Below are 17,509 nucleotides of genomic sequence, written 5' to 3'. Positions count from 1 at the left end.
CGGTATCCCTGTTATCCGGTTAACTAATTTTCATTTTACCCTGATCTGGCCTGACAACAAAGGAAGAGCTTTTTGAGACAAAGGATCTATGTCTGACACGATGATGCTGGCTACCATTAGGACGATCCGTTATTTCAAGGAAATAAACGCAATGACAAGACGTTACCTGAAAATTTTGCTGGTGGGGAGCCTCTTCACCCTTAGCGCCTGTGCACAGCAAACCGAAGTCCGTCAGATGAAACAGAGCGTGAATACGCTCAATACGGCGATGGACAAACTGAACAAAGAAACGGTGAAGATCACCCAGCAAAACGCGCTGAATGCTAAATCCAGCAGCGGGGTTTATCTGCTACCGGGGGCGAATACGCCCGCGCGGCTCAATAGTCAGATTGGCACGCTGAAAATGTCTCTGGTGAACGTGGCGGCGAATGCAAATGGTACTCGCGCAACATTACGCATCCAGGGAGAATCCAACGATCCGTTGCCAGCCTTCAGCGGCACCGTCGAATGGGGACAGATCCAGGGCACCACGGAGAGCTACCGGGAGGTGAATGTTAATCGTCAGCTGTTCACCGCACCGGCCAGCGTGCTGGCTCCGAGCGATGTTGACATTCCACTGCAGCTTAACGGACTGACTCCGGATCAGTTAGGTTTCATCCGTATTCACGATATCCAGCCCGCCGCTCAGTAACCCCTCTTTTAGCGGAGTGAAATGTCACTCCGCTAACATTTACATTTCGTATGGATTGGCAACATAAATGATTGCCGCTACAATCCCGGCCGTTTAAAGTACGCAAACGTGAACGCAATCGATTACGCGTGTGAGAGATATGTGAAACAACACATATTTTTGTGAGCAGGGATTCCTATAATAGGCACCGCAGAAACACGAAATATTTAGAAACGCAATTCGCGCATTTTTCACTCCCGGAAGGGAATTTCAATCAGTGGCATGATTATGAAAAAAACATTACTCGCAGCTGGCGCCGTGCTGGCACTTTCTTCCTCTTTCACTGTTAACGCAGCGGAAAACGATAAACCACAATACCTCTCCGACTGGTGGCACCAGAGCGTTAACGTGGTCGGCAGCTACCACACGCGCTTTTCTCCGAAGCTGAACAACGACGTTTATCTGGAATACGAAGCGTTTGCTAAAAAAGACTGGTTTGATTTCTATGGCTATATCGATATTCCTAAGACCTTTGACTGGGGTAACGGTAACGACAAAGGTATCTGGTCCGACGGTTCCCCGCTGTTCATGGAAATCGAACCGCGTTTCTCTATTGATAAACTGACGGGTACCGACCTGAGCTTTGGTCCGTTCAAAGAATGGTATTTCGCCAACAACTATATCTACGATATGGGCGATAACAAAGGCAGCCGTCAGAGCACCTGGTACATGGGTCTGGGTACAGATATCGATACCGGTCTGCCAATGGGCCTGTCTCTGAACGTGTATGCTAAATACCAGTGGCAGAACTATGGCGCTTCAAACGAAAACGAGTGGGATGGCTACCGTTTCAAAGTAAAATACTTTGTGCCAATCACTCAGGTTTGGGGTGGCCAGCTGACCTACATCGGCTTCACCAACTTCGACTGGGGCTCAGATCTGGGTGATGACAAGAACCGTACCAGTAACTCTATCGCGTCCAGCCACGTTCTGGCCCTGAACTACGATCACTGGCACTACTCTGTCGTCGCGCGTTATTTCCATAACGGCGGCCAGTGGAAAGGTGGGGATACCGTTAACTGGGGTGAGGGTGACTTCACGTCTAAATCAACCGGTTGGGGTGGCTACCTGGTTGTAGGTTACAACTTCTAATCAGTGTGGGTTTCGCCCGGTGGCGCTACGCTTACCGGGCCAACGATCCGAATGCAGGCCGGGTAAGGCGTAGCCGCCACCCGGCTTTTTACTGCTTAACCTTCCGCAAAAAATCTGCCAGAGACCTGTCCGCACTTTCGCTAAACCTCCTTTCCGTAGTCACAATATTGAGGCACCGGTCGAGCCGGAAACAGCGATAGTCATCGCGCCGTTCACACCACGCCGCCAGCAGCCAGCGCTCTCCCCAGAAGAACAGCCCCAGCGGCTGAACCTCACGATTAGACAGCTGTCCTGCTTCATCACGGTAATGCAGCGCCAGCACCTGTTGGGCGGAAATCGCCTGATGAATCCTGTCAAAGTCGCTGCGGGAGTGGCTTTGCATGCAAAAATCCGGGGCGTAGATCCGCGTCTGCTCCGCCTTTCGACGACTCTCCTCGGGCAGGATAGCCAGCACCTTTTCCTGAGCCGACTCCAGCTCGCGCGACAGCGATTCGCCTCCCCAGGTTTTGAGCAGGCGAATCGCGACGATCAGCGCCTCAGATTCCTTATTTGTCAGCATCAGCGGCGGCAGGTCAAAACCCGACATCAGCCGATATCCGCTCCCTGCCTCACCTTCCACCGGCACACCGGAAAGCGACAGGTCGCGGATATCGCGGTAGACCGTGCGCTCGGACACGCCAAGCCGGTCCGCCAGATGCGCTGCCGTTGTCAGACGCCTGCCCCGCAGGATCTGCACAATCTGAAACAAACGGTCAGCGCGTCGGGTCATATATTATTCCGTTCTCAGGCAGGTTGATGGAGGCCGACGCGGTTACCCTCGCTGTCGGTAAACAATGCGATAGTGCCAATGCCATGCGGCAGTTCCAGCGGGCCAAACACGCACTCGCCGCCCGCAGAGGCGATGCGATCGAGCGTGGCCGCCAGATTGTCAGTATGCAGGTAAATAATAGCGCCCTGCAAAGACGGTGTAACGCCGTCAAATTTTGCCAGAGCCCCGCCGGTACCCGGATCCTCATGTGGGAAAACGGCCAGCTCAGCGCAGTCCATTTTCTCGCGACGCAGCGCGAGCTGCATCACTGGCTCATAAAATTTGATAGCGCGATCCATATCCGTGACCGGAATTTCAAACCAGTTAATTACGCTTTTCATACATCCTCCTGACTCTTGTTTGGGTTCGAAAAGAGTCTACGACAGGGCTCCTGACAGCATACTGTCAGGAGTGTTTGTCAGGAGCAGATAAAAAAAATCCCGGTCAACAGACCGGGATTTCGATAACGCGCTAAACGTCGCTTTACGGCAGAATGGACGGCTGATCCGCCCCTTCTTTCTCAACTTTCTGCTGGAGCAGGTGCTCGCGCTTCATGCCGAGTTTCAGAGCCAGTGCAGATGCAACGTAGATAGACGATGCAGTACCGATGGTGACACCAATCAGCATGGTCAGCGAGAAGCCTTCCAGTACCGGACCACCGAAGAGGAACAGCATCAGGATCACCATCAATGTGGTACCGGAGGTGATCAAGGTACGGTGCAGCGTCTGGGTCAACGACACGTTAAAGATTTCGTACGGCGTACCGCGACGGATCTTACGGAAGTTTTCACGGATACGGTCAGAAACCACGATACTGTCGTTCAGTGAGTAACCGATAACGGACATCAGGGATGCCACAATCGTCAGGTCAATCTCAATGTGGAACAGCGACAGTATGCCCATGGTGATCACCACGTCGTGCGCCAGGGCGATAACCACACCGGCCGCCAGTCGCCACTCAAAGCGGAAACCGACGTATACCAGGATGGAGATCAGCGCCACCAGCAGCGCCATCGCGCCGGTCTGGGCCAGGTCAGCACCCACGCTTGGGCCGACGAACTCAATACGCTTAACCGCCGCGTTCTGGCTGGTTGTTTCGTTAATCACGCTAACAACCTTACTGCCCAGCTCCTGGCTGCCGTTAGCATCGTGCACCGGCGGCATACGCACCATGATGTCGCGGCTGCTGCCGAAGTTCTGCAGCAGCGGCTCTTCAAAGCCCGCTTTCTGCAGAGACAGGCGCATCTGGTCCATATCGACCGGTTTTTCCAGGGAGATCTCGATAACCGTACCACCGGTGAAATCGAGACCCCAGTTAAAGCCTTTCACGCCCATAATGACGATGGACAGAATCAGCAGGAAACCTGAAATGCCGAAGGCCCAGTAGTCCCAGCGCATAAAGTCCCAGACTTTACGGCCGTGGTTCAATTGTTCAACAGTATATTCCTGTGCCACAACGCACTCCTCAGATAGACAGCTTTTTGACGCGCTTGCCGCCGTACAGCAGGTTCACGATGGCACGGGTGCCGACAATAGCGGTAAACATTGACGTTGCGACACCGATACCGGTTGTAATCGCAAAGCCTTTGATCGCGCCAGTACCCACTGCATACAGGATAAGAACCTTAATCAGTGTTGTTACGTTCGCATCGAAGATGGAGCTGAACGCCCCTTTATAGCCTTCATCAATCGCCTGCTGAATAGAGCGACCGTTGCTCAACTCTTCTTTGATACGTTCGTTAATCAGTACGTTGGCGTCGACCGCCACCGCAAGGGTCAGGACGATACCCGCAATACCCGGCATGGTCAGCGTCGCCCCCGGCAGCAGGGACATAATGCCGATGATCAGCACCAGGTTGGCGATCAGCGCGGAGGTCGCAATCAGACCAAACTTCTTATAGAAGAAGATCATGAAGAGGATAGAGACCACCAGACCGGCCAGACACGCTTCCAGACCCTGCTGGATGTTTTGCATACCCAGTGTTGGTCCAATGGTACGCTCTTCAACAATCTGAATTGGCGCAATCAGCGCACCGGCACGCAGCAGCAGGGAGAGCTGACGCGCTTCGTTCGGGTTGCTAATACCGGTAATGCGGAAGCTGTTACCCAGACGAGACTGGATGTTGGCGATGTTAATCACCTCTTCCTCTTTCACCAGCACCGCACGACCGTTTGCATCTTTCTTACCGCTGTCTTTGTACTCCACGAACAGGGTCGCCATCGGCTTGCCGATGTTGTCCTTGGTGAAGTTAGACATGATGTTACCACCCGCGCTATCCAGCGAGATGTTAACCTGCGGCTGGTTGTATTCGTCCTGGCTCGACGTGGAGTCGGTGATGTGATCACCGGTCAGAATCACGCGTTTGTACAGCACAACTGGCTGACCTTCGCGAGTCTGTTTCACTTCGGAGTCACCCGGAATACGCCCTGCGGCTGCAGCGGACTGATCGACGTTGGAATTGACCAGACGGAATTCCAGGGTTGCGGTCGCACCCAGAATCTCTTTCGCACGTGCAGTGTCCTGGATACCCGGCAGTTCAACCACGATACGGTCAGCACCCTGACGCTGTACCAGCGGCTCAGCCACGCCCAGTTGGTTTACACGGTTACGCAGAATGTTGATGTTCTGCTGAACGGCATATTCACGCGCTTCTTTCAGACGCGCATCGGTCATCACCGCGCGCAGCTGGTTGCTGCCCTGAGAGGTGATGACCAGGTCACGGTGACGTTGGGTCAGGTAATCTACAGCCTGATCGCGCGCCGCACTGTCGCGGAACGTGATGCTCATGCCGTAATTATCTTCTTTACGCACGGTGGTGTAAGCGATGCCTTTATCACGCAGATCGCTGCGCAGGCTGTCGATATTCTGTTCCTGCAGCTTGCCAAGCGCGGTATCCATATCCACTTCCATCAGGAAGTGAACGCCGCCACGCAGGTCAAGACCGAGTTTCATTGGCTCTGCTTTCATCGCAGCCAGCCAACGCGGGGTTGCAGGTGCAAGGTTAAGCGCCACGACGTATTTGTCACCCAGCACGCCCATCAGCGCTTCGCGAGCGCGGAGCTGCGTGTCGGTGGTGTCGAAGCGAGCAAGAATTGCCCCCTCTTCCAGAGCCACAGACTTAGCGGTAATTTTTTCTTCTTGTAACGTTTTCTGGACCTGGATCAGCGTTTGCTCACTGGCGGCGACACCGCGCGCGCCAGTGATTTGAACAGCCGGATCCTCACCATACAGGTTGGGAAGCGCGTACAGCAGGCCGACGAGAATCACGACGACCAGCATGATGTACTTCCACAAAGGATAACGGTTTAACACGGCAGTTCCCTTTGGGAAAAGTTGGGATTACAGCGCCTTCATGGTGCCTTTCGGCAGAACGGCAGCTACGAAGTCACGTTTGATGACCACTTCAGTGGTGTCGTTCAGGGCGATAGCAATGTAGCCGTTTTCAGCCACTTTGGTTACGCGACCGACCAGACCACCGTTAGTCAGTACTTCATCGCCTTTCGCAATGGAGTTCATCAGGTTTTTGTGCTCTTTGGTGCGCTTCTGCTGTGGACGCAGGATCATGAAGTAGAAGATCAGACCGAACACAACCAGCATCAGAATCAGAGACATCGGGCTGCCCTGCGCTGGAGCACCTGTTGCCGCTACCGCATCAGAAATAAAAAAGCTCATTCAAATTCCCTCATTATTAAAATTAATCAACGTTCAACGGTGGAACATCCCGCCCCTGACGTTGGTAGAAATCGGTCACGAAGCTCTCTAATTTACCCTCTTCGATAGCCTTACGTAAACCAGCCATTAAGCGCTGATAATAACGAAGATTATGAATGGTATTGAGACGCGCGCCCAAAATCTCGTTACAACGATCGAGATGATGCAGATACGCGCGAGAATAATTGCGACAGGTATAGCAATCGCACTCGGAATCGAGCGGGCTGGTGTCACTCTTATGCTTCGCGTTACGGATTTTCACCACGCCATCGGTAACGAACAAGTGGCCGTTACGCGCGTTACGGGTTGGCATGACGCAGTCAAACATATCAATGCCGCGGCTTACGCCTTCAACCAGATCTTCTGGTTTACCCACGCCCATCAGGTATCGTGGTTTATCCGCCGGGATTTGCGGGCAGACATGTTCCAGAATACGGTGCATGTCTTCCTTCGGCTCACCCACAGCCAAACCGCCGACAGCGTAGCCATCAAAACCTATCTCTACCAGACCTTTAACAGAGATATCGCGTAAATCTTCGTAAACGCTGCCCTGGATAATGCCGAACAGCGCATTTTTGTTCTGCAGAGAGTCAAAACGGTCACGGCTACGCTTCGCCCAGCGCAGGGACATCTCCATAGAGCGTTTTGCGTAGTCCCAGTCCGCCGGGTACGGAGTACATTCGTCGAAGATCATCACAATGTCAGAGCCGAGATCGTACTGAATCTCCATCGACTTTTCGGGATCGAGGAAAATCGGATCGCCGTTGATCGGGTTACGGAAGTGTACGCCCTGCTCGGTGATCTTGCGGATATCGCCCAGGCTGAAGACCTGGAAGCCACCGGAATCGGTCAGGATGGGGCCTTTCCACTGCATGAAATCGTGCAGATCGCCGTGGAGCTTCATGATCTCCTGACCCGGACGCAGCCACAGGTGGAAGGTGTTGCCGAGGATAATCTGTGCGCCAGTGGCTTCTACTTCTTCCGGCGTCATCCCTTTTACGGTGCCGTACGTGCCCACAGGCATAAACGCGGGGGTTTCCACCACGCCGCGATCAAACACCAGGCGACCGCGACGCGCGCGACCGTCGGTGGTATCGAGTTCAAATTTCATTTTTTCTCCGACGTCAGAAAAACAGTCCAACGTTGTAAAACGGTGCCGCGGACTTATTCCCCGACACGCTCATTCAAAGCCAGCGGATTGTACGTGATAAACATCGCGTCCCCGTAGCTAAAAAAGCGATATTTTTGTTCTACCGCAGACTTGTAGGCATTCATCGTATGCTGATAGCCCGCGAACGCGGAAACCAGCATAATCAGCGTCGATTCAGGCAGATGGAAGTTGGTCACCAGCGCGTCAATCACTTTGTACTGGTAGCCCGGGTAGATAAAGATCTGCGTATCGCCAAAGAACGGCTCGATAAGATCGTTTTTCGCCGCCTGCGCGGCGCTCTCCAGCGAGCGCACAGACGTCGTCCCGACCGCCACGACGCGGCTACCGCGCGCTTTCGCCGCCAGCACCGCGTCCACCACGTCCTGAGGCACTTCAGCATACTCAGAGTGCATGATGTGGTCTTCAATGCTGTCCACGCGCACCGGCTGGAAGGTCCCCGCGCCGACGTGCAGCGTCACGAACGCCATCTCCACGCCCTTCGCACGCAGTTTTTCCAGCAGCGGCTCATCAAAATGCAGGCCCGCGGTCGGCGCAGCGACGGCACCCGGTTTCTGGCTGTAGACGGTCTGGTACAGCTCGCGGTCGGCCTCTTCGTCCGGACGCTCAATATATGGCGGCAGCGGCATGTGACCGATGGCGTTCAGGATATCAAGCACCGTGCGCTCGTCGTTGAACTCCACCTCGAACAGCGCGTCGTGGCGCGCGGTCATGGTCGCCTTGATGCTCTCATCATCGCCCAGCAGCAGCTCCGCGCCCGGCTTCGGCGCCTTAGAAGCGCGAATATGTGCCAGAATACGTTTATCATCGAGCATACGTTCGACCAGCACTTCAATCTTACCGCCGCTGGCTTTACGGCCAAACAGGCGCGCCGGGATCACGCGGGTATCGTTAAAGACCAGCAGATCGCCAGGGTTGAGCTTGTCGAGCAAATCGGTGAAAGTACCGTGCGTCAGCTCGCCCGTTGGCCCATCCAGTGACAGTAAGCGACAGCTGCTGCGCTCAGGCATGGGATAGTGAGCAATCAGGGATTCAGGTAGTTCAAAGGAGAAATCGGCGACGCGCATGACGTATACTCGTGACTTAAAAACAGGCGGCATAGTCTAGTGCTCACACCCTTTTGCTGCAACAACTAGCCGCCCCCGGACAAATAAAACGCATGAATTTTCTCGCTCACCTGCATCTCGCGCACCTTGCTGACAGCTCCCTCTCGGGCAATTTGCTGGCCGATTTCGTACGCGGTAATCCCGCAGAAGACTACTCCCCTGAGGTTGTCGACGGGATTTTTATGCACCGCCGCATCGACGTGCTGACGGATAAGCTGCCGGAAGTGACGGAAGCCAAAGCCTGGTTCCGCCCTGAAACGCGCCGCGTTGCCCCGATCACGCTCGACGTGATGTGGGATCACTTCCTGTCGCGCCACTGGGAACAGCTGTCGCCGGAGATGCCGCTGCCGGCGTTTGTGCGCTATGCCCACCAGCAGGTGTCGATTATTCTGCCCGACTCGCCGCCGCGCTTTGTGAATCTGAATAACTATCTGTGGTCGGAACGCTGGCTGGAGCGCTATCGCGAGATGGACTTTATCCAGAACGTGTTGAATGGGATGGCGAGCCGTCGCCCGCGGCTGGATGCGCTGCGGGATTCCTGGTATGACCTGGATGAACATTACGATGCGCTGGAGACCCGATTCTGGCAGTTTTACCCGCGCATGATGGCGCAGGCGAAAAACAAACAACTTTAATGGAGATTGGATTGATAGGTAAAAGCTGGCGGAACGATTGTCACCACCTCTTTGTCTTATCCATGAACACTCTCTATACTGGCTCGCGTTGCGTTCCAAATAACCTTAGTATCTACAGGAGAATCATATGGTTCTGGTAACTCGTCCGGCTCCGGATTTTACAGCTGCAGCAGTTCTGGGCAACGGTGAAATCGTTGAAAACTTCAACTTCAAACAGCACACCAACGGTAAAGCGACCGTTCTGTTCTTCTGGCCAATGGACTTCACTTTCGTTTGCCCGTCTGAGCTGATCGCTTTCGACAAACGTTATGAAGAATTCCAGAAGCGTGGCGTGGAAGTTGTTGGCGTCTCCTTCGACTCTGAATTTGTACACAACGCATGGCGTAACACCCCTGTCGACAAAGGCGGCATCGGTGCGGTGAAATACGCAATGGTTGCGGACATCAAACGCGAAATCCAGCAGGCTTACGGTATCGAACATCCGGACGCTGGCGTTGCGCTGCGCGGTTCCTTCCTGATCGACGCGAACGGCATCGTTCGTCACCAGGTTGTGAACGATCTGCCGCTGGGTCGTAACATCGACGAAATGCTGCGCATGGTTGACGCGCTGCAGTTCCACGAAGAGCACGGCGAAGTGTGCCCGGCTCAGTGGGAAAAAGGTAAAGAAGGTATGGCTGCTTCCCCAGACGGCGTGGCTAAATACCTGTCTGAGAACGTATCCAGCCTGTAATCGGCACGGTTTACGAGAAAGGCCCGCTTATGCGGGCCTTTTTTTATGCCTTACGCTGCGTTTCACGCCAGATGCGCCAGGCCATTCCCGCCAGCAGAAGCACGCCCGCAATCAGCACGCCCCACACCAGCAGGGCGTTCATCCAGCTCGCCCGATCGACCGCAGAGGTGGCGGTCAGACGCCCCTCGCCGCCTAACGCAACGTCATCCACAATGTCGGCCTGCGGCAGGTTCGCCATAGCATAGGTCTTGCGCAGGTCGGCTGGGATCAGCATGCCGGGCTCCACGCTGGCAGGCTTTGCGGCACCGTTGCCCCAGGCGAGCACATACGGCGCTTTCCCCTGGGCGTTAAACACCAGATCGTAGCGGTCACGATGTCCCGTGACGTTCGGCAGGTATTCTGGCAGACGCGCATTCAGCGTCGTGATTTTCACTGCCTGCACCAGGCCCCCGTTAAGCGAAACCGGTGGCGACGTTTTTCCCTCAAGACGGTAAAGGACCTCTTTTTTCAGGGGGTGCCATGCGTCTTTTTCCGTACTGCGCCACGCTATCTCCACGGGAAGGACGCCATCGCCATTCAGCGAGATGCTGACAGCACTCAGCGGCTGCGGGCGCGCCCAGCGCCACTGCGCTGCGCTTGTCGATAGCTGCTCCCCTTCCCCCTCAAGCTCGACCGCTTCCGGGGTCGCCTGGGCAGGTGCGATGATTGCGTTAACGCCGGTCAAGGTTATCCCCTGGCTCTGCGCGTTCAGCACCACCATGAGATAGCGATTCGCATCGGGAGATAAAACCGTATCGGTATCGATCCGATCGAGCTTAAGACGATCCTGGCCGCTGACGGCGTCAAGCAATGGCATATCCTCGCGCAGGGTATACCAGCGCTTAAGATCCTCGCTGTAATAGACCGACGCCGTTCCCTGCCACGGCGTCTGAGGAGAATTCCAGAGCAGCTGCAGCTGGGATATGGCCATCTCCCCCGTAGCCTGCTCCGGCAGGGTCAGCAGATAATGTTGCCCGGCTGCGGCGGCTTTTTGCCCCTCCAGCACAATCTCAACGCCGTTTCCGGAGCGGAGCAGGATCTTATCGCTATCACCGGATCCTTGCGAAGCCGCAAGCGGCGAGGCATCCAGCGGGAAGAGGCGCAGCGCCGTGGATTGCACTGACGCCTGCGGACGCGTCGCGCTGACCAGGCTGAAGGGAACCGGCTCGCCCGACTGGTTAAAGACGCGGACATCATGCAGATCTGGCGACGTGCTTTGCTCATAGACGGCGAGCGGCAGCATCACCCGATACCACTGGGAAGGAACAGACGTATCAAGTGAAAGACCAAAAGCATAGTCCCGGGGCGATTCCGTTTGTCCCTCGTCGCAGAACGCCGGGCCGGAAAGCGCCAGCAGCGCGGTACACGCTACCGCTTTCATCCATTTCATTTTTCATCTCCTGTTTTGGGCGGTAGCGGTGAGAAATATCCCACAATCAGAACCAGTATCGCCACGCCGATAAACGCTACCGCGCGCGACAAACCGCCTCCGCCCGCGCTGTCCACCAGCATCAGTTTAACCATTACCACACCCAGCAACGCGGCACCGCAGAGCCACTCCTGCCGGGAAGCCCGACGGGTGGCATGGATCATGACCACCAGCGCGCTCAGCATCCAGAACAGGGCAAAGCTGGTCTGGATAAGCCGCGAATCCCACAGCGATGCCATATTCCAGGCCACGTCGCCGTACCAGGCCAGGGCGCGCATCAGCGCACCGTTAAGCCACCAGAAGCCAAACGCCATGAGCGCGACGGCAGGCCACGGGCGCGCTTGCGCAAGCCACGCCGGGTAGTAGCGATCCACCGCCCGATAAAAGACGACCAGCCCCAGCAACGCGAACGCCGCGCCTTCCTCAAGCGGGTTCACCAGCGGCAGCCAGGTCTGACGATAGACCACGCCGTCCTGGAAATTGGTCACCACCAGCAATACCAGCAGCGCCACGACTACAGGAATCGGTGCCAGGCAGGCGTAGAGCGCAGGCCACTCCCGGAACGGCCACACGCGACGCCGTACCGCAGCAGAGAGCGCCATAATCACCCCGCCGCCTGCGGCCATCGCCAGTCCGCTGCCCCAGGCCGCCATGCCCCACGGCAGAGACCGGGCAAACCAGTAAAGCTCGGCGGCCAGCGCCAGTAAAATCATCCAGAACAGCGACAGATGCAGCGCCATCGCGATGCGCGGCAGGAGTCTTTCACCGTCGCGCCGCAGCAGCATTAGCGCGGCAGGAAGCGCAACGCACCAGGCCAGGTTTGACCAGCCAGCGGAAACGATCTGCTGGTGCCAGAGCTGATAACCCACCATCAGCAGCATAACCGGCCACAGCAGCCATTTGCTGGCGTCCAGCTCTCGCCACGCCAGACGAGCAGCCACCTGCCGCCAGCCCCAGACCGACGCCGCCGTCAGCGCCAGCACGCCCGCCAGAATCGGTAATTCCTGCGTCAATGCCAGCCGCGATGCGCCCAATAGCGCCACGAGCCAGAACAGCAGCCCGCCAGCCAGCAGCGCCCAGCTGACCGGCAGGAAGAGAGTCCGCCAAAGCCAGCCAGCCGCCAACCAGCAAAGGCTGAGGATGGCGAAGATAAGGAGCAGACTCAGCGACGTAACGCCGTTCGTTTGTGCCCACAGCGCGCTGCCGAGCGCCAGCACCAGCAGCGCCGTCCCGCTATAGCTCATGCGACGCTGGTGCTGCTGCACGCCCAGCCAGAGGATACCCAGCCCTTCCAGCGCCCAGGCCATCGCCGTCCAGCGCGCTGACAGCGCCAGCGGAATGGCGAGCGTCGCGAACCCGCCGCCGATAGCCAGCGCCGCCATGACCAGCGGTCGTCCGAGGGAGGGATAGCGCCGCAGCGCAAGGAACGCGAGGGTAAGATAAAATGCGCCGTATCCCAGCGCACTCAGGGCCGGGCCATATTCCCAGTGCCGGGTCATGCCGTACTGCATCCCAAAACCGATCAGCGGCGGGGCAAACAGCAGCACGCCGTCAATAATCTGCTTCCCTTTCTCCTGCGCCCGCAGCGACAGCGCCACGCTCAGGACGCCGAATATCAGCGTATTGGCAATCAGGAACAGCTGGCAGATCCAATAGTCTTCAGGCTGGTAGTCACTCAGCCCCCACAGGCCGCCCACGCCGAACGTAAACAGCAGCCCGAGCAGGTTCAGCTCGCGCCAGTGCTGCCAGATGCTGATCGCGAGAATGCCGATGGAAAGCAGGAGATAGAAAGAGAACAGCGCCACAAAGCTACCGCCCCCGGTAGACAAGAGCAGCGGCGCAAGATAGCCGCCGAGGCTCGCCAGCATGGCAAGGCTCAGTGCCTTCTGCAGCACCGCCAGCCCGACGCTCGCCGCGCAAATCACCACCAGAAGCGCAAAGGCCAGCGTCATCGGCAGCATTTGCCAGAGACGGAAGGCGCCAAACACCGTGAGGTAGAGCACGCCGGTCGCCCCGCCCTGGAGGATTAGCGCATAGACGCGCTGCCTGTGCCGCAGCCGCCACCCGACCGCCAGCAGAACGATGGCAAACAGCGCCGTTGCCACGAGGCGCAGCTCAAGCGGGAACAGGGAATGTTCCACGGTATAGCGCAGCAGGAATGAAAGACCAAGGAAAAGCAGCAGGATCCCAAGCTTCGCCAGCGGGTTACCCTGCATGAACCAGCGCACCAGCGACGTCAGGATGCCGCCAAAAGCAGAAGGCTGTTTTGCCGCAGGCGCCGGGGCCGGTTCTGCCACGGCAGCGGGAGTATCGGGGCGCCAGGGGTCGACAGGCGCGGGAGCGTCCTCAACCACCGGCGCGGTCACAGGCGACGGCGCCGTGGTCTGCACCGGCTCCGGCGCGTCCTCAGGCACGCCGCGCTGCTCAAGCGCCTCAATGCGCTGGCGCAGCCGGGCAATCTCCTGTCGCGCCGCCGTACTTCGATTAAAGCCTATAACCGCAAGCACGGGTGCCACCACCAGCGCAAATACCAGGAACAAACAGCCAAGGATGTAAAGCTCGTCCATGTTTCCACCTTCACCGTAAACGATCCGTTAAGATTGACACAAATAGTTGCATTTGCGCCATCTTAAAAGGTGGAAACATTAGCAGGTCTTAGCTGCCGAACCAGATCGTCGCGGATACCGCAGGCAGCGCCAGCACGCCGTCCTGTATCGTCGCCTTGCCCTCTTTGCTCTTCCACGCAACCACCTTCAGCAGCGGTGAATCATCCAGCACCACTTCGCAGGCCTCGCCCCGGTTGATCGCCACCAGCACGCGCTGCTGGTTATAGACGCGAGCAAACACCACCACGTTATCGTGGGCGTACACCACCTGACAGCCGCCGTAGCGCAGGGCGAGACTCTGCTTACGCAGCTTCGCCAGGCGCTGATACAGGCTGAACAGCACCTTGTCCTGTTTCGCTGGCGCCCACGGGAAGGTTTTGCGACAGAACGGATCGTTGTTGCCGTCCAGCCCCACCTCGTCTCCGTAGTAGATGCACGGTACGCCCGGCCAGGTGAAGAGCCAGGTCACCGCCAGCGGCAGACGCGCGACATCCTTACCGAGCAGGGATTTAAAGCGCGCGGTATCGTGGCTATCGAGCTGGTTAAACATCCGCAGTTGCTGCTGATGCGACAGGCCGGCGCGGTAGTTCTCCATCCATGCCATGCAGATTTCAGCGTCGATATGATTCGGATCGTAGGAGATATCGGTGTTGGCGAGGAATCCCCACAGCGGGAAGGTAAAGCCGCGATAGTTCATCGCCGCATCTTCCGCATCGTTCTGCAGCCACTGGCGCGCGTCGCCAAAGTGCTCGCCAAAGACGAACGCCTCCGGCTGGGCTACTTTTGCCGAGCGCGTAATCCCGGCGACGTGCTGAAGGTTATTCCGCGCCCCGCCCGCTTCGCCGAGCATATGCACCACGTCCAGGCGCCAGCCGTCCATATTCCACGGCGCCTTCAGCCAGTGACGCACGATGCTGTCTTCCCCGCCGTAAATCTCGTTCACAAGCGTTGGCGACTGGAAATCCAGCTTCGGGAGGCTCGGGTAGCCCAGCCAGTCCAGCGCACGGCCCTCCTCGTTAAAGCTGTACCAGTCGCGCTGCGGCGAATCCGGGTTATGACATGCCCCGCCCATCGACTGATTATGACGGTCAAACCAGGCGTGCGAATCTCCGCTGTGGTTGAACACGCCGTCAAGAATGAGGCGCATGCCTTCGTTTTGGGTGTTCTTCCGCAGGCGCAGCAGCGCCTCGTCACCGCCAAACTGCGCGTCAACGTGGCGATAATCTTCGGTATCGTATTTGTGTACGCTCGGGGCCTTAAACACCGGGTTGAGATACAGCGCCGTCACGCCCAGTTTTTTCAGGTACGGCAGCTTTTCGCTGATACCGTCGAGATCGCCGCCGTAAAACGTCGATCCGCCCGCCTGCGCGGTTAATGGCTCGTCCCACGCTTTTAGGATAATGTCATGGCCCGCCGCATGATGGTGATAGACCTTATCCTGGTCGGCAGTGCGTTTTTCGCTGCGCGCAAAACGGTCCGGGAAAATCTGGTAAAAGACCTGGTCGTTAACCCACTGCGGGCCGTTATCCGGATAATCCACCGCAAACTGCTCCAGCCGTGCGGGCGGGAAACGGCTAAACCCCTGCGGGGTAAACCACAGCTGGCGGTTGTTCCACAAAAGCTTAAAGCTGTAGCGGCGGCGCGGCTGTCCGCTACGCAGGTCGATATTCGCCCGCCAGGCGGTGATCCCCGGCTGCGGCTGGCTGCGCAGCTTGTGCATTTTCAGCCCGGTCTCTTCGTTATCGATTTCGGCGCGGAGCGTCACGCGTTCAGGCTGATTTTCACCCGCCAGCCAGAGCGTAATCACAAGGTTGTCTTTGTTTTGCTTAACAAATGGGGCAACCGGAAGGTGCCAGGCGTTTAACATCACGAATCCCCTTTGATGAAATTGACGTCACCTTGCCACAGGGTGGTTAAGGATAGCTCATCACGATCGGGATTATTGGGGGAGGAGAAAGGAGGAGGAGGCATCAGTGCGGCCTGATGCCCTCACCCCAACCCTCTCCCACAGGGAGAGGGAGAAAAAAGATTACTGCGCTTCTGCCAACTGACGGTCGCGGCGGCATTTAAACACCCAGCCCACCAGCAGCAGGACGATCCACGCGCAGCCCACGTACAGGGAAATGCGGGTATCCGGATGGTAGCCAATCAGGGCAATGATAAACACCAGGAAGATCAGCCCGACGACGGTCGTCGCAACGCCGCCCGGTACTTTGAACTTCAGCGCTTTCGCCTCATCCGGCGACAGGCGACGGCGGAAGGCAATCTGCGACAGCAGGATCATGATCCACACCCACACCGTCGCGAAGGTCGCCAGCGATGCAATCACCAGGAAGACGTTCTCCGGCATGATGTAGTTCAGGTAAACCGAGAACAGCAGCGCCACGGTCATCACTACAACGGTCACCCACGGCGTGCCGCGGCGTGAGGTTTTGGCGAACACCTTCGGCGCACTGCCCTGCTCCGCCATGCCGTGCAGCATACGGCCCACGCCAAAGACGTCACTGTTGATCGCGGAGAGCGACGCGGTCAGCACCACAAAGTTCAGAATGCTGGCGGCAAACGCAATCCCCATGTGCTGGAAGGTCAGAACAAACGGGCTACCATTGGTGCCCACCTGGTTCCACGGGTAGATGGACATGATCACGAACAGCGTACCTACATAGAACACCAGAATACGCATCGGCACCGAGTTGATGGCGCGCGGAATGGACTTCTCCGGGTCTTTCGCTTCCCCGGCGGTAATACCGATAATCTCGATACCGCCGTAGGCGAACATGACCATCTGGAGCGACATGACCATGCCGAGCCAGCCGTTGCTGAAGAAGCCACCGTTGCTCCAGAGGTTATGGATGCCAGTCGGCTGCCCGCCGTTGCCGATTCCCCAGATGATGATGCCAAAACCGGCCACAATCATGATGATGATGGTGGCGACCTTGAAGAAGGAGAACCAGAACTCCAGCTCGCCGAACACCTTCACGCTCATCAGGTTGACGGCGCAAATGATCAGCACCACGCTCAGCACCCATATCCAGTGCGGCACCGCCGGGAACCAGACGCCCATATAGATGCCAAACGCCGTCACGTCGGCAATCGCCACGATCAGGATTTCAAAGCAGTAGGTCCAGCCGGTGATAAACCCGGCCAGCGGGCCGAGGTTTTCCTGCGCGTAGCGGGAGAATGAGCTGGCAGACGGGTTGTGAACCGACATTTCGCCGAGGGCGCGCATGATGATATACGCCGCCACGCCGCCGATGATGTACGCCAGCAGCACGCTGGGACCGGCCATTTTGATGGCATCTGCCGAGCCATAAAAAAGACCGGTGCCGATAGCAGAGCCCAGCGCCATAAAGCGGATGTGGCGCGTGCTCAATCCACGTTTAAGTTTGTTAGTGCTTTCCATTTAAATCTTGCCATTCAACACGAAAAAAACAAAAAACCACGGGGCCTTAAG

General features: G+C 57.2%; 15 protein-coding genes. 4 read left to right on the top strand and 11 right to left on the bottom strand.

What is annotated here, in order from left to right; all coding sequences use genetic code 11:
- Positions 1–151 precede the first annotated feature (151 nt).
- Positions 152–691 carry a SadB/YajI family lipoprotein gene (locus tag OTG14_RS00550; RefSeq protein WP_267214443.1) on the top strand — a complete coding sequence of 180 codons (540 nt, stop codon included), beginning with the start codon at positions 152–154 and terminating at the stop codon, positions 689–691.
- 267 nt (positions 692–958) lie between these two features.
- Positions 959–1,822 (top strand): nucleoside-specific channel-forming protein Tsx, encoded by an 864-nt coding sequence (locus OTG14_RS00545; protein WP_024906806.1) that lies wholly within the window; start codon positions 959–961, stop codon positions 1,820–1,822.
- Positions 1,823–1,910: 88 nt separating this feature from the next.
- Here the strand turns inward: OTG14_RS00545 and OTG14_RS00540 are convergent, their stop codons facing one another.
- The 7 genes from OTG14_RS00540 to queA all read right to left on the bottom strand — a co-directional run bounded on the left by OTG14_RS00540 (position 1,911) and on the right by queA (position 8,577).
- Positions 1,911–2,591 (bottom strand): helix-turn-helix transcriptional regulator, encoded by a 681-nt coding sequence (locus OTG14_RS00540; protein WP_048992545.1) that lies wholly within the window; start codon positions 2,589–2,591, stop codon positions 1,911–1,913.
- Positions 2,592–2,605: 14 nt separating this feature from the next.
- The gene (locus tag OTG14_RS00535; RefSeq protein WP_032646150.1) at positions 2,606–2,971 is read right to left on the bottom strand and encodes a VOC family protein; all 366 of its coding nucleotides are present in this window, start codon (positions 2,969–2,971) and stop codon (positions 2,606–2,608) included.
- 142 nt (positions 2,972–3,113) lie between these two features.
- Positions 3,114–4,085 carry a protein translocase subunit SecF gene (gene secF, locus OTG14_RS00530; RefSeq protein ID WP_024906803.1) on the bottom strand — a complete coding sequence of 324 codons (972 nt, stop codon included), beginning with the start codon at positions 4,083–4,085 and terminating at the stop codon, positions 3,114–3,116.
- A 10-nt stretch (positions 4,086–4,095) separates the two neighbouring features.
- On the bottom strand, positions 4,096–5,943 hold the full coding sequence (gene secD / locus OTG14_RS00525; protein ID WP_071995326.1) for a protein translocase subunit SecD: 1,848 nt from the start codon (positions 5,941–5,943) through the stop codon (positions 4,096–4,098).
- A gap of 27 nt (positions 5,944–5,970) precedes the next feature.
- Entirely contained in the window at positions 5,971–6,303 is a 333-nt protein-coding gene (gene yajC / locus OTG14_RS00520; RefSeq protein WP_003859109.1) for a preprotein translocase subunit YajC, read from the bottom strand.
- Positions 6,304–6,325: 22 nt separating this feature from the next.
- Entirely contained in the window at positions 6,326–7,453 is a 1,128-nt protein-coding gene (tgt, locus tag OTG14_RS00515; protein ID WP_267214442.1) for a tRNA guanosine(34) transglycosylase Tgt, read from the bottom strand.
- Positions 7,454–7,506: 53 nt separating this feature from the next.
- On the bottom strand, positions 7,507–8,577 hold the full coding sequence (gene queA, locus OTG14_RS00510; protein WP_267214441.1) for a tRNA preQ1(34) S-adenosylmethionine ribosyltransferase-isomerase QueA: 1,071 nt from the start codon (positions 8,575–8,577) through the stop codon (positions 7,507–7,509).
- Between the two features lie 92 nt (positions 8,578–8,669).
- On the opposite strand from queA, the gene acpH reads away from it, so the two are divergent.
- Entirely contained in the window at positions 8,670–9,251 is a 582-nt protein-coding gene (gene acpH, locus OTG14_RS00505; RefSeq protein ID WP_024906800.1) for an ACP phosphodiesterase, read from the top strand.
- Between the two features lie 127 nt (positions 9,252–9,378).
- On the top strand, positions 9,379–9,981 hold the full coding sequence (locus OTG14_RS00500; RefSeq protein WP_008503347.1) for a peroxiredoxin: 603 nt from the start codon (positions 9,379–9,381) through the stop codon (positions 9,979–9,981).
- 43 nt (positions 9,982–10,024) lie between these two features.
- On the opposite strand, the gene OTG14_RS00495 is transcribed toward OTG14_RS00500, so the two are convergent.
- The 4 genes from OTG14_RS00495 to proY all read right to left on the bottom strand — a co-directional run bounded on the left by OTG14_RS00495 (position 10,025) and on the right by proY (position 17,458).
- Complete coding sequence (locus OTG14_RS00495; RefSeq protein ID WP_267214440.1) at positions 10,025–11,410, bottom strand: DUF3999 domain-containing protein; 1,386 nt, start codon at positions 11,408–11,410, stop codon at positions 10,025–10,027.
- Positions 11,407–14,016, bottom strand: coding sequence for a DUF2339 domain-containing protein (locus OTG14_RS00490; RefSeq protein ID WP_157188677.1), 2,610 nt, complete (start codon positions 14,014–14,016; stop codon positions 11,407–11,409). The genes OTG14_RS00495 and OTG14_RS00490 overlap by 4 nt, the downstream gene beginning before the upstream one ends.
- 88 nt (positions 14,017–14,104) lie before the next feature.
- On the bottom strand, positions 14,105–15,922 hold the full coding sequence (gene malZ / locus OTG14_RS00485; protein WP_157188676.1) for a maltodextrin glucosidase: 1,818 nt from the start codon (positions 15,920–15,922) through the stop codon (positions 14,105–14,107).
- Positions 15,923–16,084: 162 nt separating this feature from the next.
- Positions 16,085–17,458 carry a proline-specific permease ProY gene (proY, locus tag OTG14_RS00480; RefSeq protein ID WP_029739758.1) on the bottom strand — a complete coding sequence of 458 codons (1,374 nt, stop codon included), beginning with the start codon at positions 17,456–17,458 and terminating at the stop codon, positions 16,085–16,087.
- Positions 17,459–17,509 lie beyond the last annotated feature (51 nt).

The organism is Enterobacter pseudoroggenkampii, from assembly GCF_026420145.1.
In the GTDB taxonomy this organism is placed as follows: Bacteria; Pseudomonadota; Gammaproteobacteria; order Enterobacterales; family Enterobacteriaceae; genus Enterobacter; species Enterobacter pseudoroggenkampii.
This window is presented reverse-complemented; position numbering and strand designations above follow the sequence as displayed.